25 protein-coding genes are annotated in these 25,524 nt (G+C 54.0%); 13 read left to right on the top strand and 12 right to left on the bottom strand.

What is annotated here, in order from left to right; translation table 11 throughout:
- Window positions 1–90: 90 nt before the first annotated feature.
- From HY272_09970 to HY272_09945, 6 genes are all read left to right on the top strand, one after another.
- Window positions 91–1,146, top strand: a complete 1,056-nt coding sequence (locus tag HY272_09970) for a YggS family pyridoxal phosphate-dependent enzyme (protein MBI3773012.1) — start codon at window positions 91–93, stop codon at window positions 1,144–1,146.
- Window positions 1,064–1,897 carry a pyrroline-5-carboxylate reductase gene (locus HY272_09965; GenBank protein MBI3773011.1) on the top strand — a complete coding sequence of 278 codons (834 nt, stop codon included), beginning with the start codon at window positions 1,064–1,066 and terminating at the stop codon, window positions 1,895–1,897. Before HY272_09970 ends, HY272_09965 begins: the two co-directional genes overlap by 83 nt.
- Window positions 1,894–2,466, top strand: coding sequence for a YggT family protein (locus tag HY272_09960; protein ID MBI3773010.1), 573 nt, complete (start codon window positions 1,894–1,896; stop codon window positions 2,464–2,466). The genes HY272_09965 and HY272_09960 overlap by 4 nt, the downstream gene beginning before the upstream one ends.
- On the top strand, window positions 2,463–2,747 hold the full coding sequence (locus HY272_09955; GenBank protein MBI3773009.1) for a YggU family protein: 285 nt from the start codon (window positions 2,463–2,465) through the stop codon (window positions 2,745–2,747). Before HY272_09960 ends, HY272_09955 begins: the two co-directional genes overlap by 4 nt.
- A gap of 130 nt (window positions 2,748–2,877) precedes the next feature.
- A complete protein-coding gene (locus HY272_09950; GenBank protein MBI3773008.1) occupies window positions 2,878–4,839 on the top strand; it encodes a dynamin family protein in 1,962 nt (653 codons plus the stop codon).
- A gap of 319 nt (window positions 4,840–5,158) precedes the next feature.
- The gene (locus HY272_09945) at window positions 5,159–5,419 is read left to right on the top strand and encodes an addiction module protein (protein ID MBI3773007.1); all 261 of its coding nucleotides are present in this window, start codon (window positions 5,159–5,161) and stop codon (window positions 5,417–5,419) included.
- 318 nt (window positions 5,420–5,737) lie between these two features.
- Here HY272_09945 and HY272_09940 read toward each other — a convergent pair whose 3' ends face one another.
- The 5 genes from HY272_09940 to HY272_09920 form a co-directional block, all read right to left on the bottom strand.
- Window positions 5,738–8,017 (bottom strand): cadherin-like domain-containing protein, encoded by a 2,280-nt coding sequence (locus tag HY272_09940; GenBank protein ID MBI3773006.1) that lies wholly within the window; start codon window positions 8,015–8,017, stop codon window positions 5,738–5,740.
- 271 nt (window positions 8,018–8,288) lie between these two features.
- Window positions 8,289–8,810, bottom strand: coding sequence for a hypothetical protein (locus tag HY272_09935; protein ID MBI3773005.1), 522 nt, complete (start codon window positions 8,808–8,810; stop codon window positions 8,289–8,291).
- Window positions 8,807–12,559, bottom strand: a complete 3,753-nt coding sequence (locus HY272_09930) for a hypothetical protein (GenBank protein MBI3773004.1) — start codon at window positions 12,557–12,559, stop codon at window positions 8,807–8,809. The genes HY272_09935 and HY272_09930 overlap by 4 nt, the downstream gene beginning before the upstream one ends.
- A 1,286-nt stretch (window positions 12,560–13,845) precedes the next feature.
- Window positions 13,846–14,136: a type II toxin-antitoxin system RelE/ParE family toxin gene (locus HY272_09925; protein MBI3773003.1), complete on the bottom strand. Its 291-nt coding sequence runs from the start codon at window positions 14,134–14,136 to the stop codon at window positions 13,846–13,848.
- The gene (locus HY272_09920; GenBank protein MBI3773002.1) at window positions 14,133–14,366 is read right to left on the bottom strand and encodes an addiction module protein; all 234 of its coding nucleotides are present in this window, start codon (window positions 14,364–14,366) and stop codon (window positions 14,133–14,135) included. The genes HY272_09925 and HY272_09920 overlap by 4 nt, the downstream gene beginning before the upstream one ends.
- A 587-nt stretch (window positions 14,367–14,953) precedes the next feature.
- Here HY272_09920 and HY272_09915 point away from each other — a divergent pair.
- Together HY272_09915 and HY272_09910 are read left to right on the top strand one after the other, a co-directional pair.
- Window positions 14,954–15,199 carry a hypothetical protein gene (locus tag HY272_09915; GenBank protein ID MBI3773001.1) on the top strand — a complete coding sequence of 82 codons (246 nt, stop codon included), beginning with the start codon at window positions 14,954–14,956 and terminating at the stop codon, window positions 15,197–15,199.
- Between the two features lie 43 nt (window positions 15,200–15,242).
- The gene (locus HY272_09910) at window positions 15,243–15,614 is read left to right on the top strand and encodes a PIN domain-containing protein (protein MBI3773000.1); all 372 of its coding nucleotides are present in this window, start codon (window positions 15,243–15,245) and stop codon (window positions 15,612–15,614) included.
- Window positions 15,615–15,679: 65 nt separating this feature from the next.
- Here HY272_09910 and xth read toward each other — a convergent pair whose 3' ends face one another.
- Complete coding sequence (xth, locus tag HY272_09905; GenBank protein MBI3772999.1) at window positions 15,680–16,453, bottom strand: exodeoxyribonuclease III; 774 nt, start codon at window positions 16,451–16,453, stop codon at window positions 15,680–15,682.
- An 88-nt stretch (window positions 16,454–16,541) separates the two neighbouring features.
- Between xth and pyrE the strand changes: the two genes are divergently transcribed.
- Complete coding sequence (gene pyrE / locus HY272_09900) at window positions 16,542–17,189, top strand: orotate phosphoribosyltransferase (protein ID MBI3772998.1); 648 nt, start codon at window positions 16,542–16,544, stop codon at window positions 17,187–17,189.
- A 105-nt stretch (window positions 17,190–17,294) separates the two neighbouring features.
- The gene (locus HY272_09895; protein MBI3772997.1) at window positions 17,295–18,074 is read left to right on the top strand and encodes a sulfite exporter TauE/SafE family protein; all 780 of its coding nucleotides are present in this window, start codon (window positions 17,295–17,297) and stop codon (window positions 18,072–18,074) included.
- A gap of 113 nt (window positions 18,075–18,187) precedes the next feature.
- Here HY272_09895 and HY272_09890 read toward each other — a convergent pair whose 3' ends face one another.
- The 5 genes from HY272_09890 to coaBC form a co-directional block, all read right to left on the bottom strand.
- Entirely contained in the window at window positions 18,188–18,940 is a 753-nt protein-coding gene (locus HY272_09890) for a sulfite exporter TauE/SafE family protein (GenBank protein ID MBI3772996.1), read from the bottom strand.
- 52 nt (window positions 18,941–18,992) lie between these two features.
- A complete protein-coding gene (argB, locus tag HY272_09885; protein ID MBI3772995.1) occupies window positions 18,993–19,886 on the bottom strand; it encodes an acetylglutamate kinase in 894 nt (297 codons plus the stop codon).
- 21 nt (window positions 19,887–19,907) lie between these two features.
- The gene (locus HY272_09880) at window positions 19,908–21,299 is read right to left on the bottom strand and encodes a phosphomannomutase/phosphoglucomutase (protein MBI3772994.1); all 1,392 of its coding nucleotides are present in this window, start codon (window positions 21,297–21,299) and stop codon (window positions 19,908–19,910) included.
- Between the two features lie 77 nt (window positions 21,300–21,376).
- Window positions 21,377–21,832, bottom strand: a complete 456-nt coding sequence (dut, locus tag HY272_09875) for a dUTP diphosphatase (GenBank protein ID MBI3772993.1) — start codon at window positions 21,830–21,832, stop codon at window positions 21,377–21,379.
- Window positions 21,804–23,093 (bottom strand): bifunctional phosphopantothenoylcysteine decarboxylase/phosphopantothenate--cysteine ligase CoaBC, encoded by a 1,290-nt coding sequence (coaBC, locus tag HY272_09870; GenBank protein ID MBI3772992.1) that lies wholly within the window; start codon window positions 23,091–23,093, stop codon window positions 21,804–21,806. Before coaBC ends, dut begins: the two co-directional genes overlap by 29 nt.
- 24 nt (window positions 23,094–23,117) lie before the next feature.
- On the opposite strand from coaBC, the gene radC reads away from it, so the two are divergent.
- The 3 genes from radC (at window position 23,118) to rpmG (ending at window position 24,504) form a co-directional block, all read left to right on the top strand.
- Window positions 23,118–23,792 (top strand): DNA repair protein RadC, encoded by a 675-nt coding sequence (gene radC / locus HY272_09865; protein MBI3772991.1) that lies wholly within the window; start codon window positions 23,118–23,120, stop codon window positions 23,790–23,792.
- A 296-nt stretch (window positions 23,793–24,088) separates the two neighbouring features.
- Window positions 24,089–24,325, top strand: coding sequence for a 50S ribosomal protein L28 (rpmB, locus tag HY272_09860; GenBank protein MBI3772990.1), 237 nt, complete (start codon window positions 24,089–24,091; stop codon window positions 24,323–24,325).
- Window positions 24,326–24,336: 11 nt separating this feature from the next.
- Window positions 24,337–24,504 (top strand): 50S ribosomal protein L33, encoded by a 168-nt coding sequence (rpmG, locus tag HY272_09855; GenBank protein MBI3772989.1) that lies wholly within the window; start codon window positions 24,337–24,339, stop codon window positions 24,502–24,504.
- A 258-nt stretch (window positions 24,505–24,762) separates the two neighbouring features.
- Here the strand turns inward: rpmG and HY272_09850 are convergent, their stop codons facing one another.
- Window positions 24,763–25,068, bottom strand: a complete 306-nt coding sequence (locus HY272_09850; protein ID MBI3772988.1) for a hypothetical protein — start codon at window positions 25,066–25,068, stop codon at window positions 24,763–24,765.
- Between the last annotated feature and the right edge of the window lie 456 nt (window positions 25,069–25,524).

The raw sequence follows: 25,524 nt of genomic DNA, 5'->3' as shown, positions 1-25,524 counted from the left end.
CTTAACGGCACCTTGCCTGGACTCTTGACTGAGCTTGGCTCACTATCGCAGCTTGATAAAATAGTCCGATCGCCGCCACCCCACAAGTCAATGGCCAACATTAAACAACAACTTAGCATCGTTATCGCCCGCATCCGCGCCGCCGAAGCCCGTTTTGGCCGCCAGCCCGGTTCGGTGGCGCTGATTGCCGTCAGCAAGACCTTTCCGCTCGCGTCGCTACAAGAGGCGATGGACGCCGGCCAGCACCGCTTTGGAGAAAGCTATCTGCAGGAGGCCTTGCCCAAGATCGAGGCACTGACCACCACCCCTAACCTGGAATGGCACTTCATCGGCCCGATTCAATCCAACAAGACGCGGCCCATTGCCCAACATTTTGCCTGGGTACACAGCGTCGACCGGATCAAAATCGCCCAGCGCCTAAGTGAACAGCGGCCGCCAGAACTGCCGCCGCTGAATCTCTGTCTCCAGGTCAATATCAGCGGTGAAAACAGCAAATCCGGAACGACAGCAGACGAGCTTCTTGAACTGGCCCGGGCAGTGAATACGTTACCGCGTTTGAAACTGCGCGGCCTGATGGCTATTCCCGCTCCGGTGGAACACTTTGACGCTCAACGCGCAGTTTTCGCCCAGGTGCGCCAGCTACAGGAAAATTTGATCCACGCCGGACTGGCGCTCGATACGTTATCAATGGGGATGTCGGATGACCTTGAGGCCGCCATTGCCGAGGGAGCGACCCTCGTGCGGGTCGGGAGATCAAAAATCCAACGCAGAGGCGCGGAGGAGAACCAAAATCTAACCACTCAGGCCACAAAGGCGCACAACGGAAACCGGGAACAAGGGCAATACCGCGAATCATGGACCATAGATGGGGGAAAAAGATTTCATATGATTTCCTTCGTGTTCCTGATCGCTCCTTTGTGTCCTTTGTGGTTAACAAGGTTTTCTCCGCGCCTCTGCGTCTCGGCAACCGCTCCATGCGTTGCCCTACCTCGTGCATCCATGCACTCGTCCGCGTTGGATTTTTTTGGTTTTTGGATAATCTTTATCAGGACAACACAGCACAATGAAAACACAAAACATCAGTTTCATCGGTGGCGGCAATATGGCCCGCAGCCTGATCGGCGGCCTGATCGCCGATGGCCGTGATCCGAATTCGATCTGGGTAACAGACATCAATCCCCAGCCACTGGAACAATTACGCAGTCGTCTAGGTGTGAATATCGCCACCAGTAACACGGCTGCCGTGGAACGGGCGGAGATCGTGATTCTGGCGGTCAAACCCCAAGTCATGCACAGCGTGGCGCTGGAAATTCGCGATGTCGCCCAGCGTCGCAAACCACTGATTATTTCGATTGCCGCCGGTGTCCGGGAACAGGATTTAAGCCAATGGCTAGGCGGCAATCTCGCCATTGTGCGCACCATGCCCAACACACCGGCACTGATTCAGGCCGGAGCTACGGCACTCTATGCCAACGCACAGGTCAGTGCCCAGCAACACAATGCGGCTGAAACCATCATGCGTGCCGTCGGTATGTCATTGTGGCTGGATGACGAATTGTTGATGGACGTGGTCACGGCGCTCTCTGGTAGCGGCCCGGCTTATTTTTTCCTGGTGATGGAGGCACTGGAAGCCGCCGCCACGCGCTTGGGGCTGCCCGCTGAAACGGCGCGGCTGCTGACGCAGCAAACGGCCTTTGGCGCGGCCAAGATGGCATTGGAAACGCCGGAAGATGTCGCCACTCTGCGCGTGCGCGTCACCTCCCCCGGTGGCACCACAGAGCAAGCGCTCAAGGTCTTTGAGAATGGTGGTTTGCGTGAGCTGATCGACAAGGCCGTTGCAGCTGCCGCACACCGCTCGGCAGAACTGGCTACCTATTTCGCCCAGGAGAAAAAATGAACGGATATTTCACTTCTGCCGCCGGATTTATGATTGAATCCGTTTTCAGTCTTTATATCTTCGCTGTGTTGTTGCGGTTCATGTTGCAAGTGGCGCGCGCCGATTTTTACAATCCGGTGAGCCAGTTTCTGGTCAAAATCACCAATCCCCCGCTCAAACCGCTGCGGCGCATCATTCCCGGATTATGGGGAATCGATCTTGCCTCGGTATTTTTGCTGCTCGTACTGACGATGTTAAAAATTTTCCTGCTCGGCATCGCCACCGGCAATCTGCTCGCGATCCCCGGACTGGTCGTGCTCAGTATCAGTGATCTGCTCGGTGCCGTGCTTAACATTTACTTTGTCAGTATCCTGGCGCAGGTGATTCTCAGCTGGGTTGGCCCCGGCACCTATAATCCGCTCACCAGCATCTTGTACGCCATCAATGAACCGGTAATGGCCCCGGCACGGCGCTTATTGCCCCCCTTATCCGGCATCGACCTGTCACCGATCATTGTTTTTCTCGGTATCGGCCTGCTCAAGATCCTGCTGGTATCCCCGTTGCGGGATGTGGGGATGAGCCTGACGTGAGCGCCTGGCGCTGGCAGGGACCCGATCTGATCCTTGAGCTGCGGGTCCAGCCCCGCGCCAGCCGCGATGAAATTTCCGGCCTCCATGGCGAACGACTCAAGGTACGCATCACCGCGCCGCCGGTCGATGGCGCCGCCAACAGCCACTTGCTGGCCTTCCTGGCCAAGGTCTTTGGCGTCGCCAAATCCCAGGTCACCCTCCTTGCCGGGGAGAGCGGCCGCGAGAAACGGGTCCGCATCGAACAGCCGCGCCAACTCCCTCCCGGCATTCCCGCTCAATAATCTGGGTTTTCAGCGAGTAAATAGCCCCACCTAAAGCACTACTCACAAACGTCCGATAAGGAATTAACAACGGGCCACCCGTGGGTGTGATTTTCCCGCAAACATCAGGACTTACTAACTGGATAGGGACATGGAGGAAAATCTTTTCAAGCAGCAGATGCGCGCCTTCGACCGTTGGAAGGCCGAGCTGATCCAGGTCATTCAGGATTATCACCATTGGCTGGAAAGCCGTGGCCAAACCACCCCGGAACTCAATGTCCGCTTGTTTGATGTCATTGAATCACTCAAGTCAGACCATCTGACGATTGCCTTCGTCGCCGAATTTTCCCGCGGCAAAACCGAGCTGATCAACGCCATCTTTTTCTCGGATTACAAACGCCGCCTGCTGCCATCAGAAGCTGGCCGCACCACCATGTGTCCGACTGAATTATTTTACGATCAGGAAGAAGATCACGCCTATATTCGATTGTTACCCATTGAAACCCGGCTTGAAGATGCCAGCATCTCGGAACTCAAGCGCGACAAAAGCCGCTGGAAGACCATCAACCTTGACGTGAACTCGCCAGACCAAATGGTGGATGCGCTCAAGGAAGTCATGAAGACCAAAAAGGTGCCACTTGCCGATGCCATGAATCTCGGCCTGTATCATGACAGCAATCAACGCCGCCGCCGCACGGATGAACCTCCCCCTACTCAAATCGAAGTCCCACAATGGCGTCATGCGCTGATCAGCTTCCCACATCCCTTGTTACAACAGGGGCTCGCGATTCTGGATACACCCGGCCTCAATGCGTTAGGGACGGAACCGGAACTGACGCTCAACATGCTGCCGAATGCCCATGCCGTGCTGTTCATCCTCGCCGCTGACACGGGCGTCACGCGCAGCGACCTGGATATGTGGGAGTATCACATCAAGGAATTTCGCGATCAGAGCGGCAAAAATCTGGTTGCCGCGCTCAACAAAATTGATACCTTATGGGATGAAATGAAGAGCGATACAGAGGTTGCAGCCTCCATCGAAACACAGCAACGCGATGTCGCCAATTCGTTATCCATCGATCTCAAGCATGTCTTCCCGGTTTCAGCGCAAAAAGGGTTATTGGCCAAAACCAAAGGTGATACCGAATTACTTACACGCAGCCGTCTCCTGGAACTGGAACGGCACCTGGCCGAGGAAATAATCCCCGCCAAACAAGCCATCGTTCGCACCAACATCATTAACGAAGTCGGCGGCCTGATCAAAAACGACTTCGCGGCGATTGCATCGCAACTGTCACAAGTCAAAACCCAAATTGAAGAGTTGAGTTCCGTCAGCGGCAAGAACACCAACCTGATTCAACATCTGATGCGTAAAGCGCGGGAAAAACAAGCGGCTTACAATAAGAACATGGAGCATTTTCAATCCAGCCGCCGCACTTTAAATTTACAGGCGAAACTGTTGCTCACTGAATTAAGTCTGAAGACATTTGACGATCTTGCTGCAGCGGCACGCAAACAAATGGCCGACAGCTGGACCACCGGTGGCCTCAAAACCGGCATGAAGACACTGCTTGATGGCATCCGTGAAACCCTGCAAGTAGCCACCCGCCATGCCGATCAAACACATCGCCAGATCATTGAAATTTATCAAATGTTCCAGAAAGAAAATGAACTTAATGAATTGGATCCAAAACCATTTTCTACCGACAAATATGCGGCAGAAATGGAAAAACTCTACAAACAGGCAGAGGAATATCGCACCAGCACTGCCACCACCATGACCGAACAAAATTTCGTCATCAAAAAGTTTTTTATTTCCATGGTCAGCCATGCCCGTGATATTTTCTTCCAGGCCAATCAAGAGGCTGAAACCTGGTTTAAGGACATCATGGTACCGCTGGCCAAGCATGTGACCGAAAATAAGCAAGTACTCGAACAGCACATGGAAACGCTGTACAAGATCAATGAATCGAAGGACAACCTCGCCACCCAGATTCAGGAACTGCAGATGCAACAGCGAAATCTACAAACACAATTGGCGACACTGGAGAAAATGCAGGCGGCGTTGCGAGAACCCGTCACCGCTCCTGAAAAGCAAGCTGCTGCCGGTTAAATTCTAGTAGTCGCGACTTGATCTGGCAGACTACACCTCATCTCGATATGGCCGTGTTCGGCCATGAAGAGACATTCAGGCCGAACTCTCAATCTGCACCAGATCAGCAAAGAATGACAGCAGTCAGCGATACTGGACGCATGTGATTCTTGCCGATGTCGGATGTGTGTTGGCGCAGGGTGAGGATCTGATCTTGCCGTCTAGAGCGATCCCAACGCGGATGCTATTTTGCGAATGGTCTCAAGGGCGTGAGTATAGTGCTGATGAATTCCAGGTAGAGTGCTAAACTCGAAGGCAGCAGACACCGTTAGGGGGCCTTATGTCAGTCCAATTCAAACAACTCATTGAAAATATTAGAGAGCTATCCCCGGGCGAAAGAGCCCTGCTGGCACATTGTCTAATTTCATCGCTCGAGTCCGAGCAGGATGAGGGGGTAGATGAGACATGGATAGCGTTGTCAGAAAAGCGTTCCTTAGAGCTTGAATCAGGCGATGTAAAAGGAGTCTCCTGGGAAGATATTAAAAATGGGGTGAAAGGCCAGGATGCCCAAGCTTATATTTCACCCAGACATTGTGCATGAAATTAAGGCTTCATATGAAGCAATAGCCGAACCCCCTAATACTTGGCCAAGATTTAGCAAGAACTGTCGTCGGTTTCTACTCAGCAGGTTTCCATTCTCTGTAATTTATCGACCAAAGAATAATTCAATTTTTGTGATAGCCGTCATGCACAACAGTAAAAAACCAGGTTATTGGGAAAATCGCACATAACATGCGCCTGTTGGTTGCGCAGACGATGACCGGCCAAAAGCTGACACTCAGTGTCACCACCACCCAGACAAAACAAACCCCGCAAATGGCGGGGTCTGTTTGTTCAGCGTCGGAAAGCTAGTTTTCCCCTACGGCGGTGTCACCGCAAACAGCTTCGTCCCAAACAACACATTATTCGTCTCACTGCTCTCGGTGAGGGTGGCATACATATCCGCTTTGGCGGCGATGGCATAGGTGCCCACTGGCGTCGCCAGCGGAATCGTCGCGGCGACATCGCCGACGCTGGTAGCACTCTTCAGCAGACTAAACACGGTACGCTTACCGAGCAAGATCTCGCTGCCGTTGGTCGGGAAGGCGCTGACCAATTGCACGACCTTGACGTTGTCGCTGTAGTAGTCATAACCACCGTTGACGTTGACCTGAGTGAAGCTGGTGTAGGTCGTGTTGGTGTTGGTCACCGTCGCAATTGCGGTCGCGGTGGACGGCACCACCTTACCCAGGTAAGCCTTGGCGGTGAGCGATGAGCCCTGCTTGATCAATTGCAGCGTGTACCACTGATTGACGACCGTACCGCCCGTTACTGCGGCGGCGGTGCCGAGACTGGTGATCGCCCAGCTGCCACGTTTGTTGAGATAGAGTTTGCCATCGGTGTAGTTGAGGCAGAGGCCATAGCCGTTGCCGGTGGCGCCGGTCAGGCTGTAGCAATTGGTCTTGGCGGTGCCGGTGCTCAAACGTTTGGTGTACACCGTGAGTTCAAAATCACTGACGGCGGTGCTGAGCAGTGCCTGACCACCGTTCGGATCGGCCGTGGTCGCCTTCTTGAGGACATAACCGTCGGTGGCGTCGTTGATGACACTGATGCCGCCTGTCTTGAGCGCTGACCAGCCTTCCAGCGTGCCGCTATCAAACGTACTGCTGAACAACACGGGTTGTGGAATCAGATACACCCCGACATCGAAATTACCTTCGGCATCGGCAGTACCGTTGTTGGCGACGGTGTTGGAGACGGTGATACTTGCCCCTGCTTTCGCCGTCAGCGGTGAACCGATGGCGGAGATAGTTAAATCCGGTTTGCCGGTGGGTTTGACGGTGATGATGATCTGATCGGTGCCCGTCGCGCCGCCGTTGTCGGTGACCTTCAACTGGAAGGTAAGATAGGTGGTGCCGTTAACGGCCGGTGCCGTGAAACTGGCGTTGGTCGTCGTCGCGCCACTTAAGGTCACCGCAGTACCACTGACCTGAGTCCAGGCATAGCTGCTGATCGTGCCGTCGAGATCACTGCCACTGCCCGTCATGCTGACGGCAGCGCCACCATTCACGGTTTGATCCGGGCCAGCGTTGGCGGTCGGTGGGGCGTTGACGTTGTTGACGGTGAGGGTGAAGGTTTCACCGGCACTCAAGATCGGCGTACCGTTATCGGCCACCGTGACGGTAATGCTGTACGTTCCCGACGCCGTATAGTTCGGCGCCAGGCTGAGGCTGGCGCTGCGATTGCCGTTGTTGGTTAAGGTCGCAAACGCGGGCAGACCCGTGGCGCTGAAGGTCAAGGTATCAGCCGTATCGACATCGGTAGCGCTCAGCGCAAGCGTCTTGGTCGCGCCTTCATTCAGGCTTTGGTTGCCGATCACACTCAACACCGGGGCATCGTTAACAGAAGCGAGATTGATAGTGGCAGTCGCAACATTGGATGTGACCTTGCCGTCACTGGCGCGGAAGGTAAAGCTGTCGCTGCCGCTGACATTAGCCGCGGGCGTATAGGTAAAGGCACCGGTGTTTGATGTCAGGATCACCACACCGTGGCTGGGATTGGTGACAATGGCATACGTCACTGGCTCATTATCATTATCGCTGGCGATCAGATTGCTGCTGACGGCTTGATCTTCGTTGGTGGTGAGCGTTTTGTTGCTGGCGACGGGCGCATAGTTGATGCTGAGGTTACCGTTAGTCAACGTACCGGCAGCCACCGACACGGCGCTGTTGTCCGTAAACACAACATTGCTGAGTGTTAACGCCTGTGGCCCACCGGTGGCCGCAGGATTGATGGTCCACGGAATCGTGGCGAGGGTGCCGGCCGTTAACACGGCATTATTGCTCGGCGGTGTCACCACCACCCGCAGCGTATTGGCAGAGATCAGCGAGGAAGACACCCCGTGGCCGGTGGCCGATAAGGCACTGCCGGCCAACGCCGTACCCGCGTTCAGTTGCGCAGTGTTGTATTGCACATCAAATTGCAGACCCGTCACTGTCACGTCGTTATCAAAGGTCACCGGGATATTGACCCCCTGCCCCTGCACGGCTTGTGTGACGCTGCCCAGGGTCAGGTTCGGCGCGGCGATTGCGGTGTGGGTGCACAGGGCAGCGCTCAATGCGAATCCGAGGGCGATCAGTGCATAGTCTTTGATGTGCATAACATTCATCTCTTCTTGCTTCTTGTCTCAATTCACCGTTTAAGACGGTGTTGTGGGTGTTCTTGAATCCCGTTTGTAGGATGCGGTGAACAGCGTGAACCGCATCGTTCGCGATTGATGCGGTTCGTTCCTCACCGCATCCTACGTACCTCCCCAATCCTGGCATCAATAACAGGTAGCCTGGGTTGAACGAAGTGAAACCCGGGTTTCGCGAAATACGCTCAACCCAGGCTACGCTTGCTACCAGTACGCCTTACGCGCGTTACACGGTTTACGGTCTATTAATAGTTATTCCGGAGATATTCCACGAGCCAGTATGTTTCTCCAATTGAGCTTTTCCTTCCCCAAGAGAGAAAACACCCTCTACATAGACAATGGCATAGAAATCAAATACAACCGTCTTACGGTTACCATTAAAATCAAAATTAGTAATACCAATTTTTAAAAGATCAGTTTCGTCAGCTATGATTTTTTTTCTAATATCTTGTCGGTTTAACGTTTTTCCGGCAAAAAATGCTGGTGACAAATATTGATTATAATTTCCATCAGAATCATCCAGACTGATGAAAAACCTCCTTAGCACATCCTTTGCCAGCAATAAGTCTTTTTTATCTACGGCTGTGAGCTTTGTAAGCTTCTCAGGATTAATCGCAAACGAGGATATCTCAATTGTTTGAAATAAATTCGTCTCAAATACGTCTTCTTTTGGTCCAGCACAAAACCCGCTTACAGGCCAAAACCCGGAAGCCACTGCAAACACTCCCATTACAAATATTTTTTTAAATAAATTCATTGATCACACCCGCAAGTAGATGGATTCAGTTTAACGTCATATTTTGGAAAATATCCATGCATAGCTTGACCTTTTCTCGGGTGTCCCCAACGGGCCGGGCCGTTCTTTCTCAGATCGACATGTGTATGTGGGCCTTCTCCATTTGGACCGCGGTATCCTTCTTCGTACCAACCAACACCACCAAACAAGCCGCTTTGTCCAGCCTGATTTGCGGTTTCCAAGTGTGATTGTCCAGGCACCATAATATCAGCAGCAATGTGCTGTACATGACTACTACTAGAACCAGCGCCCAACTTCGAATCCGCAGAACGATCACCACCGGTAATGACAACATCTTTGTTACAGCCAATAAGTCGATTAAATTCCCAAAGCGAATTCATTACATCAGGTGACACAGGCCAGCCGTTAGGGTTAAGAACCTTCAAGCCAAACAAATCAACCCAATTCAGCGGATTCCCCGCTACATAGGTGTACGTATTCAACCCGCCATCAAGCCCTATCGGATCACTCTGAACATAGCGTCCGGTTTGCGGATCATAATCCCGGAAGTAGTTGTAATGCAGCCCCGTCTCCTGATCGAGATACTGGCCGGGGAAGCGCAAGTTGTAGGTGAGTTTCACCCCATCCCCATCCGGATCTTCATTCGCGGCGGTGGTGCCGAAGGCGTCGCTGTTCCAGCTCCACATCACTTTGTTGGTGGTGTCGGCAATTGCACGCGGTGTGTTGAGATGATCGGCGTAGAGGCGATAGACGACGTTGTTCTTCACGACAGCGACGGGCAAGTTACCCAGATAAATCGTTTCCTGGATCGGGGTGCCGGTTTGATCGTATTCGCCGATGAGTTGCCCTTGTTCGTCGTAGACAAACAATGTCTTGCCGCCTGCGGTTTGCAGCGCGGGGTTGATCTTGATGTTGATGCACACCAGATCCTGGACGTTGACCTGGCCGTCTTGATTGCAATCGGCGTCGTTGCTGGCAGGTGTGCCGAGGATGTGGTTCAAAATGGCGCTGTAGTCCTGGGCGTTAATTAGTCCGTCGCCGTTGGCATCACCTGCTGTTGTGTTGCCAGTGTCGATGCCGGGAATCGTTTTGGCGATGCGTTGGCCGAGGCCGTTGATCGTGTAGCTGACGCCGGTGTTGAGGCCGACGAGGCGGTTGCGGGCATCATAGTTGTAGCTGTGAACACCGTCGTTGGTGATGTTGCCGTTAGCATCAAACGTATAGGTCTTACCATTCGCGCTTTGCAGGCGATTGCTGGTGGCGGCGTTGGTGTAGCTGTTGGTAACGCCGTTGAGCGTGGCGCTGCTGCGGTTGCCGTTGGCGTCGTAACCGTAACTTTGCGCGCCGTAGACACCATTGGCGGTGGCGAGACGATACAAAGCATCGTAACCGTAGCTTTGATTGTTGGCAGCATTACCGGCGTCAGTGATCGTGCTGAGGTTGCCGGTGCTGGCGTAGCTCAGTTGTTGTGTCGCGTTGGCCAGCGTGTAGCTGGTGAGTTGGCCATCAAGATCATAGAGGCGGCTGACGTCCGTGGTGCTGTTGCTGCCCCAACTCCAGCCGGTGACGGGGCCAAAAGGAACGTAGCTGATGTTGCTGAGCAGTGGCTGGCCGTTGAGGCTGAGGCTGCTGGGTTTGCCGTTGCTGTAGCTATACCCGATGACGCTGGACGGATAGCTGATCTGGTCAAGCTGGCCTTGGGCGGTGTAGTGATAGGCGACGCTGAGGCTGATATTGCCCAGGGTTTGAGTCTTTTGGGTAACACGGCCGTGGGCATCGTATTGATAGGCGGTGCTGCCGCTGGGATCGGTGATGCTCGTCAGACGGCCGAGGGCGTTGATACCTTGATCGTAACTGTAGACGGTGGTGGTGGCATCACTGTACGTCGCCTGGGTCAGACGATTGAGCGCGTCGTAGTAATAGGTGGTGGTCTGACTCTTGGCGTCGGTCTGCGTGATGAGATTACCGGCGGCATCATAACCAAAGGCAGTGGCACCCGTATCGGGGCTGATCTGTTGCGTGAGATTGCCGAGGCCGTCGTAACTATAACGGGTGATGTTGCCGCGCGGATCGGTGACGCGGGTGAGCTGGTCCTGGGCGTTGTATTGGTATTGGGTGACGCCGCTCAAGGCATCGGTGACTTGCGTCAGACGATTCAGCGCATCGTAACCATTACGCGTGACATTGCTGGCGGGATCGGTGATTTGCGTCACGTTGCCGCTGGCGTCGTATTGATAGGCGGTGGTTTGATTCTGGGCACCTAAGGCTTGTGCCAGGCGGCTGAGGGCATCGAACACGCGGGAGCGGGTTTGGGTCAGGCTGTTGGTCGCGGTGGTGACATCTTCCTTCGTGCGATTGCCCATTAAGTCCAGCGTGTAGTGGATGCGGTTGCCGGCGGCGTCTTGAATGTCCGTCAGCCGATGCGCGGCATCGTAGGTGTAAGCGATGACGCTGTTGTCCGGCAGCGTGACGCTGAGCAATTGGCCGACACCATCGTATTGGAAGCCGGTGCTCTCGCCGCCGACGTTGCGACTCGTTAACCAGCCACGGGGTGAATAGGTCAGGGTGGTGACGAGGCCATTCGGATCGACGATGCGCAACGGACGGCCGGAGGCATCATAATTCGTGATCTGGGTGAGGTGGTTGAGGGCGTTGGTAACAGAGCTAACATTGCCCTGGGTATCATAGGTGTAGGTGGTGGTGTCGTTGACATCGGTGCGTGGGCCATTCACCGTCAATACCTGGCCGAAGGTGTTGTAGGTGTAAGTCGAGACGCGCGGTGAACCAACGAGCGTTGCGGCAAAGCCTTGGCTGCCGTTGCTATCAATCGTCGCTTGCTCGGTTTGGGTGAGCACGTTGCCGTTGGCGTCATGGGTATAGGTGGTGAGCTTCAAGGGTTCGGCGATAGCGGTGGGAAGCCGGAAGGTTGCGTGCCATTGGGTGTTGAGGGTACGGGCGTTGGCGGTGCCATACGCTTCGGTGCGCGCGGTTTCGAGATTGCGGGTGAGGTCGTAGGTGTAGGTGGTGACTGTGCCGTTGAAATCCGTTTTCGAGGCGATGTTGCCGTTGGGGTCGTAGGTGGTAGCCGAAGAGGCGGGACCACAGCCCGAACCACCGGGCTGCGACTGCCCAGTTTTTTTCACAACACCCAATATCGTTTGAAAACTGTAGGTGCGGGAGGTGTTTAGGGCATCCGTTACCGTGGTGGTGCCATCAGTGTTGTAAGCCAAACTGACCTTTTCTGTGCCACCAGCGTGTTCGCTGGAAATCGCGCGGCCTTGACTGTCATAGGCATAAGTAGCGAAACGATTGCCGTTTTCATCAATGATGCCGGTGAGTGCATGCGGGAAACTGGTATTTTCGTACAAGTAGGTACGTGTTTTGTTATCGGGATAAGCGACCGAGATTAAATTGTTGTTGACGCCGTAACCATAGATATAAACACCGCCCTCAGGATCAGTCATGGTTTGTATACGGTTTTGGGTATCGTAGGCAAAGGTAATCGCACGACTGAACGAATCGAAGACTTGGTAGAGGCGGTTTTGAGCGTCATATGTCAACGTCTGGGTTTCTCCAACTCGATTGGTAATTGAGAGGAGACGACCGCTGGCATCGTAGCTTTCGATGTCATTAGTATTAGTTGTTAACTGCCAGCCCGTTGTATTCCCGGTCAGATCACGGTATTCGGTGAGCTTGTCATTAATATCACTGTCCGCAATCCAGCGATCTCCTACCAATATATAAGACATCCCCATACCATCAGCTCTGGTAACGTAAGCAAAACTTGCGGAAGAATTGCGAAAGACTTTGATGGAACGATCATAGTTGTGTCGCCATAGCGACCCGAATGATCTGAATGCCCCTTGGGCATCGCTATGGTAGTACCGGGTAAATCGTGGCGATAACATAGATTCAACGCCCTGATAATCCGTCTCACTCTGGAATTTGTCCCCCATTCCAACATGAATAGGATTACCAATATAGCTACATGACGAACCAGAATAATTTTTGTTGCGGGGAGGAGTTGATGGGCTATAACTAATTGGGTAATAGTAATATGGGCCGTTCCCATAATTATAGTAACCCCACCAATAATTAGTCCAGCCTGCGGCGGGTTGAGCGCCGTCAGGCGCGTGTTTATAATAAACCACCCCTCCAAATGTATATGGAGATCCAGATGGGGATTGTGCTTTGAGAAGGGAGTTATCCCAACCCCAGGCGGCAGCTTCTTCTAATGTGAGAAAACCACATAAGCTTTCCCCCCCCAGATAAACCGCTTATTGCACAATAAGATCCCGCCGCGAAAGAAAGTTGTGGCGCCCACAACAAAATCGCCATGAATCCAACACCCAGGTAACTTTTACAGAAAAACCGGTTCCGAATTTGATCTATCGAAAGATATAACGATGCAATAAAGCCAAAACACTTCATTCGTCTCATCAAACCCTACCCATCTTCTTTAAACTTGTTATCCCTGCCTTGCATGACAGAGGCCACGGCGAGGGCTGAGCCCTCGATATTGAATGGCTACCAAAGCAATTACCATGCCATTTTTATAACAATATGGTTTATATGGCGTTTATTTTGCGCATCTGAATCCCCAGGTGAAAAGTGTAAAGTTTTCCGACACCTGAAAGGCTGAGAGGCCGAGTCTTGCACTCTGTTATTCAGCGCGCCCTTGAGTATTAAGGGGGACGAATTCGTAATATGCTGTTTTTTTAAGGAGTATGACCATGACGACCATAAAAATTACTTTGCCGGATCAATTGGCGCAGGAAGCGCAACGCGCCGGGCTGCTCACGCCCGAAGCGTTGGCCCAACTGCTGAAGGACGCATTCCGCCGATGAGCGACGAGGAAATCGTCGCCGAGGTCAAGGCGGTACGCGCTGAGCGCCGCACCCGTCAGGCCAACGCCGACGATGCGGATCGTTCTTGATACCAATGTGGTCGTCTCGGCGCTGATCTGGGGCGGCACGCCCTTCAAGCTGCTGCTGGCGACCACCGATGGTGACCTGGAAATTAGCCGGACACCCGGTTATACCCGAGCACTCCAATATCCGGGTTTTTGGTGACAATGCATGACTGCCACAACAAGCACATATTCGGGTTCCACGGTGTAAAGCACCGCATACGGAAATACCCGCGTGAGACAACGACGAACATCTTGGTGCAGAACCGGCCAGCGCCCGGGGTTTTCAATGATATTTTGAAGCGTTGCTTCGACATTTGAATAGAAACGAAGCCCCAGACCATGCTGGCATCGCTCGTAATAATGTGCAGCTTCCTCGAACTCGGCAAGCGCTTGGGGATGAAACTCAAACTTCATTTCTTGAGGGAATTTCGTACCTGCTCCAGGGCGGCCTCGCCAGAAATAGCGGGGATCTTCCCTTCACGAACCTCATCACGCCGACGGAGCGCCTCGGCAGCCCATAAATCACGAACATCCTCGTCCGCGAGAGGATCCAGGCTTTCTACCAAACGATCGGCAAGCAATGCCCGCGCCTCGCTCGGCAGCGATAAGACGGCTTCGGTCAGTTTTTCAACAGATATGGCCATAAATTACAAGATACGTCCCTTGGTTAAGATATGCAACTACAGCATAGGCAAAACAGCCTATTGATACGGCATTAATATATTTGAAGTCGCACCCTTGTCCCCAGCCCTCCCCCAAGCGGGAGAGGGAGTATCCGTACCGATCAAAGTTAAAACTTCATCAAGCCGGATCAATAGTTATTTATGGGTTTAGAACCGAGTGAACGTATTTAATCTTTAGGGCTGTCCTTCACGACAGAGGCCATGCCAAGAGCTTAGCCCTCGCAATTGGGGGGAGGGGGAGGAAAAGCAAAAGCAATTCCCATGCTAATTTTTATAACATCATGGTTTATATGGGGTTTGTTTGGTGCGACTGAATCCCCAGGTGAAAAGTGTAAAGTTTTCCGACACCTGAAAACCGGGGGTGCCACATTCCCTGTGTGCCGGTTTGTGCCCCGGAGCCCGTGGCGTCTTCTCCCTCTCCCGGCCCTCCGGGCCACCCTCTCCCACAGGTGGGAGAGGGAACAGGGGAATGGGCTCTTTTCATTGCACCTATTCTGTACGGGCTTTATCATGGTAAATATGAATTATCTTCTGTCAGGAGCACGGCCATGACAACCATAAAGATCACACTGCCGGACCAATTGGCGAAAGAGGCGCAACGCGCCGGGCTGCTATCGCAAAAGGCGCTGGAAAAATGGTTGCGCGAGCAGTTGCGGGCACAGCATCAGGATGAGTTCTTCACCGCATTGGAACGGATGGCTCAGAGCGAAGAGCCGCCTGCGATGTCACCGGAGGAAGTGGCTGAGGAGATACGCGCCATGCGCGCGGAACGCCGCGCCAAGACCAATAGCTGATGCGCCTGGTGCTCGATACCAATGTGGTCACCTCGGCCATGTTGTGGGGCGGCAATCCCTACCGGCTGTTGCTGGCGGGACGCGACAAACAGATCAAGCTATATACCAGCCTGCCACTGCTGGCAGAATTGACCGATATCCTGGGCCGACGCAAATTCGAGAAGAAGATAGCCGCCTCAATGCTCACCATCGATCAGTTAGTAGATCGCTATTCGGAGCTCGCCGCCGTGGTACACCCGCAACCCCTCTCGCGCCCGATCCCGATGATGATGTAGTCATCGCGACTGCCATCGCTGCCAAGGCGGACTGGGTCGTCACCGGGGACCACCCGTTGCTCACAGTGGCTGAGTATCAGAATGTCAGAATAATCGATGTGAATGAGGCGCTGCGCAGGATTGCGGCGAAGGAGATGTAAAGCGGGAACAAAATGCATACCACCCTGCTTAACTACAACATAGCAAAGCAATTCGTGAATCGCCCCTACAGCTTTCCTGAATAATCAATTATCAGCGGCGCATGATCGGAAAAACGCTCGTCTTTGTAGATCGCCGCCGCTTTCACTTTATCTTTCAATCCCGGTGTGATCACTTGGTAATCGATGCGCCAGCCCACGTTTTTATCCCATGCCTGACCACGATTTGACCACCAGGTGTATTGTTCCGAACGCGGCTCAACCACGCGAAACGCATCGACAAACCCCATCGGCCCGAACAATTGATCCAACCAGGCGCGCTCCTCCGGCAAGCAGCCGGAATTTTTCTGATTCGATTTGAAATTCTTGATATCAATTTCTTTGTGAACGATGTTCCAGTCGCCACAAATAATGTATTCGCGTTTTTTGCGGCGCATCGCTTCCAGTACCGGCGTGAAACGCGCCATAAAATCAAACTTCGCCGTCTGCCGGATATCGCCACTTGATCCCGATGGCAGATAGAGCGAGATCACGCTCAGATCACCAAAGTCGGCCTCGATGAATCGGCCTTCAGCATCGAAGTCCGGCCACCCCAACCCTTTGATCACACGATCCGGTTTTTTCCGGCAATAAAGCCCAACGCCGCTGTAACCCTTTTTCACCGCATCGTGAAAATAGGTGTGATAGCCCGGCGGGTGATAAACCTCGGGCGGCAACTGATCTTCCTGCGCCTTGGTCTCTTGCAGGCAAACCACGTCTGCGTCCTGCTTTAACATCCACTTGAAAAAACCCTTGCGCTCGGCGGCGCGGATACCGTTTAAATTGACGGAGATAATTCTCATAAATCCCTGCTATATTGGAAAAATTCTGGCTAGTGGTGGCCTAGATACATTAAAATTAGCCGCAACAACAATTCAATCCGGCCTGGCCATGCATATCTACCAACGCAAATTCCTTGATTTCATCATTGCCACCGATGTGCTGCGCTTCGGTGAATTCAAGCTCAAATCAGGACGCATCAGCCCCTATTTTTTCAACAGCGGCCTGTTCAACACCGGCGCCGCCATCGCCCAGCTTGGCCGCCATTACGCGACCACGATTATACAAGCCGGGGTCGAGTTCGACATGTTGTTTGGTCCTGCCTACAAGGGCATCCCGCTGGCGGTTACCACTGCCGTCGCACTTGCCGACCAGCATCAGCGCGATGTGCCGTATGCCTTTAACCGCAAAGAGGCCAAGGATCATGGCGAGGGCGGGGTCATCGTCGGTGCGCCCTTGCATGGACAAGTCCTGGTTATTGATGATGTGATCTCGGCCGGTACTTCGGTCCGCGAATCCATCGACCTGATCGAAGCCGCAGGGGCTGAAGTCGTCGGCGTGGTGATTGCCCTCGACCGCCAGGAACGCGGCAAGGGGCCGTTATCGGCCATCCAGGAAGTGAAACAGGACTACGACATCCCGGTATTCAGCATCGTCAATCTCGACGTTCTGCTGGAATACCTGGAAGACCACACCGACCTGCACGAGGCCAAGGAGCATATCCGGGCCTATTTGAAACAATACGGCGAGACCCCATAGTCTTTTTTGTTATAAAAATATAATCTAATATTACTTTTTCAAATAACGAATAGCCGTTATAGTGCGGAAAGTTTGTTTCAATCCGCAGAGATCGTAATGATAGATATCGAATGGGGTTACACCTTTGCCGGCCTGCTGGTGGGCTTCATCGTCGGCATGACCGGCGTCGGCGGTGGCTCGCTGATGACCCCGTTACTGATTTTTTTCTTTGGCATTAAGCCCGCCATTGCCGTCGGCACCGACCTGCTGTTCGCCGCCATTACCAAAAGCGGCGGCATTTTTGTCCACCAGCGTCGCGGCACCATCGAGTGGAAAATCGTCGGACTAATGAGTCTGGGCAGCCTGCCGATGGCGTTGGTCAGCGTCACGCTCCTCGATTGGCTCAAGGCCGAAACCGCTGCCGTCGCGCACCTCATCACCTTTACGCTGGGGGTCGCCTTGTTGCTCACGGCTACCGTGTTATTAATGCGCAGCCAACTGCATCGCCTCGGCAACGCATTAGGCCAGCGCTTTCCGAATCTCAGCAGCAAACGCAACTACGCCACCGTTGGCGCGGGTGCATTGCTGGGAATATTGGTGCCGCTGACCTCGGTCGGCGCGGGCGCGCTGGGTGCGGCGATGCTGACATTGCTTTATCCGTGGATGCCGACCAAACGCATCGTCGGCATTGATCTTGCCCATGCCGTGCCGCTGACGCTGATCGCCGGTCTGGGGCACATGCACCTCGGTACGGTAGATCTCACCTTGCTGGCATCGCTATTGATCGGTTCACTCCCCGGCATTTACCTCGGCAGCCACACCAGCACCAAGGTGCCGGATCATATCTTGCGCCCGGCGCTGGCCGGGATGTTGATCCTGATCGGCATGAAGTTCATCGTTGCCTGAAAAGAAATTCACCACAGAGGCACAGAGAACACGGAGATTTTTTTAGATTCATTTATCCCCTCACCCCAACCCTCTCCCTGAGGGAGAGGGCGTTTTTCAACAAGCTGAATTATTTAAAATAGTAATTTCAACCCCACCAACAAGGTCACAATCTCAAAACTGCGCTTGATCATGCGATTGCCTTTGACAATCGCAAAATGGGCGCCGAGATAACCGCCCACCACTGATCCGATCAGCAATGCCGGTAGCCAATCCCACCGAATTTCACCCAGCAGCCCCAGCGTCACTGCCCCGACCCCATTCCAGAACAGCCCTACCAATACCAGCGTATAGGCCACCGCCTGTTTGTAATCCAGACCGAACCAATGCACCAGCCATAAGGTGACAAACAATCCGGTACCCGAGGTCAGCGACCCATTCAACACGCCAATCAAACACAACACCAGTCCACCCACCAGATATCCGTGTCGATCGCGATGTCGTGTTTCCGCCACTAACCCAAGTTGCGGCGTAAAAAATGAGTACACACTCATACCGATCGTCAGCACCCCCAACGCCACCTGCGCGGCACGGTCCGGCACCTTGAGAATCACCGCCGCCCCAGCGATCACTCCGGGCAAGCCACTGGCCATGACAAAACCAGCGAATGGGAGATCGAGAGATTTCTCGCGCCAATGGCGTAATGTGGCGCCGACACCCAGCGCCACACTGGCCACTTTATGCGTCGCAAGCGCGATGCCGAATGGCAAGCCAAGAAAGATCAATGCGGGCAACTGAATCAGTCCTGCCCCACCTCCGGCCAGTGCCGAGAAGGCGTTAGCTGTCAGGGACACCAACAACAGCAAGAGCTGTTCACTCCAGTTCACCGCCACTCCAAATTACACATGAGAAGGCAATGAATAACAGCGACAGACACGTTCACGCCCGAATCAGCGTCCCTATTCCCTGATCGGTAAACAGCTCCAGCAACACGGCATGCTCGACGCGACCATCAATGATATGCACGGCACCAACACCATTCTGCGCCGCCTCAAGTGCGCAGCGCATCTTCGGCAACATACCGCCGTAAATCGTGCCATCGTCAATCAGACTCTGCACCTTCGCCGAATCCAGGCCGGACAGCACATTATCATTCTTATCCAGCACGCCCGGGATATTGGTCAACAAAATCAATTTCTCTGCCTTGAGCACTTCCGCCAGCTTGCCAGCCACCAAATCGGCGTTGATGTTGTAAGACTGACCATCTTCGCCCACACCCACAGGCGCAATCACCGGAATAAAATCGCTGCGGACGAGCATTTCGACAATGCCCGGATTAATAGCATCGACTTCACCGACATGACCGATATCAATAATCTCCGGCTCGCTCATTTCAGGTGAGTTACGGGTAAAGGTGAGCTTGCGCGCCCGCACCAGACCGCCGTCTTTACCGGTGAGCCCCACGGCTTTGCCGCCATGCCGATTAATGAGATTCACAATTTCTTTATTCACCAGACCGCCAAGCACCATTTCCACCACATCCATGGTCTCGCTATCGGTAACACGCATACCATTAATGAACTGGCTCTGCTTGCCAAACTTCTCCAGCACCTTGCCGATCTGCGGTCCGCCGCCATGCACCACCACCGGATTGATACCCACCAGCTTCATCAACACGATATCACGCGCAAATCCACGTTTAAGCCCCTCATCCACCATCGCATTGCCACCGTACTTGATCACAATGGTTTTGCCCGCAAAACGTTGTATGTAAGGCAATGCCTCCGTCAACACATGCGCCACATTCATGGCCGCAGCTTTATCCAGTGTCATAACTTCGTCCTTATAAAATCATTAAAACGGTAATTTCAGGGAAGAATCCAGTCCGGACAACACCTTCCGGAACAACTGCTTGATTCTTTCCAACGCTGCGGTGTTATCCGCTTCAAAGCGTAATGTCAGGCACGGCGTCGTGTTTGACGCGCGAACCAAGCCCCAGCCGTCGGCAAACTCTGCGCGCACGCCATCAATGGTGATCAACTCGGCATCAGGAAACTTCGCCTCTTTCTTTAAGCGCTCCATGAAAGCATAGTGCGCACCTTCTGCCAGATCCAGCCGCAACTCTGGCGTACTGATCGCATCCGGAATCAAGGCAAACACTTCTGCCGAAGAGCGATCCGAAGCGCTCAAGATCTCAAGCAGACGTGCCGCAGTGTAACAGGCGTCATCAAAACCAAACCAACGATCATTAAAGAAGACATGGCCGCTCATTTCGCCGGCCAGCAATGCTTTACTTTCCTTGAGTTTCGCCTTCAATACAGAATGACCCGACCGCCACATCAAAGGACGCCCGCCATACCCGGCAATCACACTCTGCAAATTACGACTACATTTCACATCATAAATAATTTGCGCGCCGGGATTCGATTTTAGAATCTCAATGGCATACAGCATCAACTGCCGGTCTGGCCAAATAATCTGCCCCCGCGAATCGATAACACCCAGGCGATCACCATCGCCGTCAAAGGCAAGCCCGACATCCACATGATTGCGTTTAACGGCAGCCATCAAATCACGCAGATTTTCAGGTTGGCTGGGATCAGGATGGTGATTCGGAAACTGGCCGTCGACATCGCAATAAAGGGCAATCACCTCACATCCAAGATTGCGCAACAATGCGAGTGCCAGCTCCCCTGACACGCCGTTACCGCAATCGACCACCACCTTCAGCGGCCGTTGCAAATGCACATCGGCACAGACGCGGGCAATATAATCGGCCACCAAATTTTGGGCACTTAAATTTCCAGCGCCTTCGGTAAAATCTTTCTTAACAATGCGTTGATACAGGCCTTGAATGTCATCCTCTGTCAGCGTGTCGCCCTTAAGTACCACCTTCAGCCCATTGTAGTCTGCCGGATTGTGACTACCCGTGACCATCACCCCGGAACGGGCACTCAAATAATGCGTTGCAAAGTAAAGCAACGGCGTCGGCGCCTGCCCCAGATTGATCACATTGCGGCCACTGGCGCGCAAACCTGCGATCAGGGCATCCGCCAATTGTGGGCTCGACAGGCGGCCATCACGCCCCACCACCAGCGTTTGTTCGCCTCGCTTCCATGCTTCGCTACCAATTGCACGACCGATGTCGTAGACAATCTCCGGAGTCAGCGTCTTACCAACAACACCTCGAATGTCATAGGCGAGAAATATTTCCTGCGACAACCCGCTGCACTTTCCTATAGACATATCATTCGTTTCTTCAACTGCGATAGCATCCTTATTTTTATGCGGAACATGAATTCACATTAATAACATGCCTTTTGTTAATGACGCCCAGTGTGTCCAAACCCACCCACACCGCGTTGACTGCTCTCGAAATCATCGACAACTTCAAAGGCTGCCTGCACCACCGGCACAAACACCATTTGCGCAATGCGCTCACCAATATTCACAGTGAACGGTTCCTTGCCGCGATTCCAGCATGACACCATCAACTGTCCTTGATAATCGGAATCGATCAAGCCGACGAGATTGCCGAGCACGATACCGTTTTTATGCCCCAATCCCGAACGCGGCAATAACACCGCCGCCAGACCTGGATCACCGATATGAATCGCGATACCGGTCGGGATCAACTGACATTCACCCGGGTTCAGTATCAATGGCGCTTCAACACAGGCACGCAAGTCCATCCCTGCCGAACCGCCCGTGGCGTATTGCGGCAACGGCAACTCTTTACCAATTCGTGAATCAAGAATTTTTACTTGGATTTTTGACATGATATCTCTCTGCAATGACTGTGATTAATTCCCGCGCCACGGTTTGTTTGTCCGCGCGTTCGATACGGCGTTGACCGCCATTCCAAAAAATCTCTAACGCATTATGCTCGGAATCAAAACCGGTCTCACCGCCCACCCAGTTGGCCGCGACCAGATCAAGTTTCTTGCGCGTTAATTTGTCGCGCGCATGTTTTTCCAATTCATTAGTTTCTGCCGCGAAGCCAACCACAAAACTTGGGCGTACTGCCGATTGTGCCACGGCGCTGACGATATCCACCGTCGGCGCCAATGCCAATTGCATCTCGCCAGTTTGTTTTTTGATCTTGTTCTCGGCAACCTGCTGTGGCCGATAATCTGCCACCGCCGCTGCCGCAATAAAAATCGCGCTGCCTGCAATCTCGGCCAACACCGCATCGTGCATCTGCGCCGCTGTTTCTACCGCCACACGACGCACGCCCTCCGGCACTGGCAAAGCCGTCGGCCCCGACACCAACACCACATCGGCACCCGCCGCCGCTGCTGCGGCAGCCACCGCATAGCCCATCTTGCCGGAACTGCGGTTGCTGATAAAACGCACGGGGTCGATCGCCTCGCGCGTCGGCCCGGCAGTCACCACCACCTTCAATCCGGCCAGCGGCCCGTGTTGCCACAATGCCGCCAATGCCTGCAGCAATTGTTCCGGCTCCAGCATCCGGCCCATGCCTATCTCGCCGCAGGCCTGTTCACCCGCCGCCGGGCCAAGTAGCCGCACGCCACGCTGTTGCAGAGTCGCGCAATTGGCCCGTGTCGCCGGGTGATCCCACATCACGCGATTCATCGCCGGCGCTACTAATAACGGTACCTCGCTCGCCAGACACACCGTGGTCAGCAAATCATCGGCCATGCCCTGCGCCAACCGGGCGATGACATTCGCCGTCGCGGGCACGATCAAAATCGCCTCCGCCCAGCGCGCCAGCTCGATATGGCCCATTCCCGCCTCGGCCGCCGGGTCCAGCAATTGGGTATGCACCGGCTTGCCGGACAGCGCCTGCAAGGTCAGCGGCGTGATGAACTGCATCGCCGACGGCGTCATCATCACCCGCACCTCAGCCCCGGCCTGGCGCAAACGGCGCACCAGCTCGGCACTCTTGTACGCCGCAACGCCGCCGCTCACCCCAATCAGGATGCGTCGCCCGCTCACGCCTTGGGTACTGATCTCAGACAAAAATAAGCCCCCCCTACTCGCCAATCCAAGCTCAATAAAATACCATTGCCGGACCATAATCGAAACGAAAAAGGCAAGGAAATGCCCATCACCGACTGGCCGGACGCCGAACGTCCCCGTGAAAAACTGCTGGAGCGTGGTCCCAGCTCACTTTCCGATGCTGAACTGCTCGCGATTTTCTTGCGCACCGGCATCCCCGGCAAGACCGCCGTCGACCTCGCCCGCGACCTGCTCGACGAATACGGTGGCCTGCGTGCCCTGCTCGAAGCCGACCGCAAGGGTTTCTGCCGCGCCAAAGGCCTCGGCGATGCCAAGTACGCGCAGCTGCAAGCCACGATGGAAATGGCTCGCCGTCACCTCGGCGAGACCCTGCAGCGCGGCGACGCCCTCAGCAACCCGGAAGACACGCGCCGCTACCTCAGCGCCAAGCTCCGCCACTACCCGCACGAAGTCTTCGCCTGCCTGTTTCTCGACACCCGCCTGCGGGTGATCCGTTTCGAAGAGCTATTCTTCGGCACCCTCGACGGCGCCAGCGTCCATCCGCGCGAAGTGGTGAAGAAAGCCCTCAGCCACAACGCCTCTGCCGTCATCCTTGCCCACAACCACCCCTCTGGCGTAGCCGAACCCAGCCAAGCCGACCTCAGCCTCACCCGCCGCCTCAAAGAGGCGCTGGCCTTGGTCGACATTCGGGTGCTGGATCACCTGATCATCGGCGACGGCCCCGCAACTTCTCTCGCCGAGCGGGGCTTGATGTAACTCATTGAATTATATGTAGGGTGGGTTAGCCAGCAAGGCTGGCGTAACCCACCAAGCCGTCGCCGCAGGCGACACAACCGAACCGATGCGCTTATCCCCTCCTCGCGCGCGAGGAGGGGTGCCGCAAGGGGTGCGAGTGCATGGATGCACGAGGTAGGACAACGCAGGAGCAGTTGCCGAGGGTGGGTCCAAATAAATATCAAACTTGCTCGCCCCGTCTAAATCTGGTATAAATTCGCGCTTTCCCCGCCACGGGAGTACGTGGCTATTTAAAAAGATTTTGTTGGAGAAGGTCCATGTCGAGAATCTGTCAGGTCACGGGCAAGCGCCCCCAGGTTGGAAACAACGTTTCCCACGCCAATAACAAAACCAAGCGCCGCTTCCTACCCAACCTTCATACCCACCGTTTCTGGGTTGAAGAAGAAGGCCGCTTTATCAAACTGTGTGTTTCTAACCACGGCCTGCGCATCATCGACAAGCAAGGTATCAAAACCGTGCTCGACGGCATCCGCGCCCGCGGCGAAAGCATTTAAGGAGATAACCCATGGCGAAGAGCGCACGCGAAAAGATCAAACTGGTGTCCAGTGCCGAAACCGGCCACTTCTACACCACCACCAAGAACAAACGGACCAAGCCCGAGAAGATGGAGATCATGAAATTCGATCCCGTCGTCCGCAAGCATGTTGTCTATAAAGAAGCCAAGATCAAGTAAGGCTTTCGTGCTTCAGGTTAAAAACGAGAAACCCGCCATTGGCGGGTTTTTTGTTTCTTGGCTGTAATGACTGCACGAAAACACAAAAGGTTATCTCTTTCGAACCTTAGTTTCCGCTCTCGACCCCATAGGAGACGGCCACAGTTGTGGAAAGCAGTCGTTTAAGTACTTTCGTGATCGAAACCTGTAACCCATGTCCTCAGACTTTTTTGTTACCCATCTTCCAGGCCGGTCACTACTAGTGTTTTTGTAAGATGACTATGCTCCTTTTCCATTTTGGCTGGCACCACTGAATTCAAACAGATTGCTCATCTGGGTGATGCGGGTTGCGGCTGTCGTAGTCGTAGGTGAGGGGCGGATGGTGTCTCGATCTACTGGCGGCGATTGGCGTATGCGTCGTAGAAATAGTATGGTGCAACTGGCTAGGGTAAAATCGGCGTTCCAGATGTAATGGGCGGTGACGCCGTTGGGTAACCATTTTTCCAGCAGCCGGCCACCGGCGTCGTAGCGATAAGAAACGGTGCCGTAGTGGGGGGCCCAGACTGGCGAGTCTGCCTGCGGCATCGTAGACGTAGTTGATTTCGTTGCCGTGGCTGTCTTTGAATTTATTGAGCAGGCCGCCGGGGCTGAAGTCGATGCTTTGTGACCGACGAACGGCGTTGGGTGCAAAGTTCTGGTTAAGGTCGCGCATCACCCTTCTCACCTTGTTTGCATCGGTTATTCCGGTAGGATAACAGGATGAAGTTGAACCTGGCCCTAATTCCCATCAATCGTGTCCTTCGCGATCGATGCGGTTCATTGCATTCACCGCATCCTACGCGGGCTGCCATCAATGATGGTTCTCTGAATGATGGTGAGGCGTCACGGCGCAGCAATTCATGGGACACGTCAACCATCCACGCTATGCAGGGCTGTTAAGTTGGGCTTCACAAAAAGCGTTCAGCGCCAACCTACCGCATCTCACAGCCCACGTTACGAGTTATGTAGCATGAGGGTTACCTCTTGAGTTGGTTTTGATTA

The organism is Gammaproteobacteria bacterium (assembly GCA_016200485.1).
Lineage (GTDB): Bacteria > Pseudomonadota > Gammaproteobacteria > Tenderiales > Tenderiaceae > JACQEP01.
The sequence above is the reverse complement of the archived record's forward strand: the minus strand, read 5'-3'. Positions and strand labels throughout refer to the sequence as shown.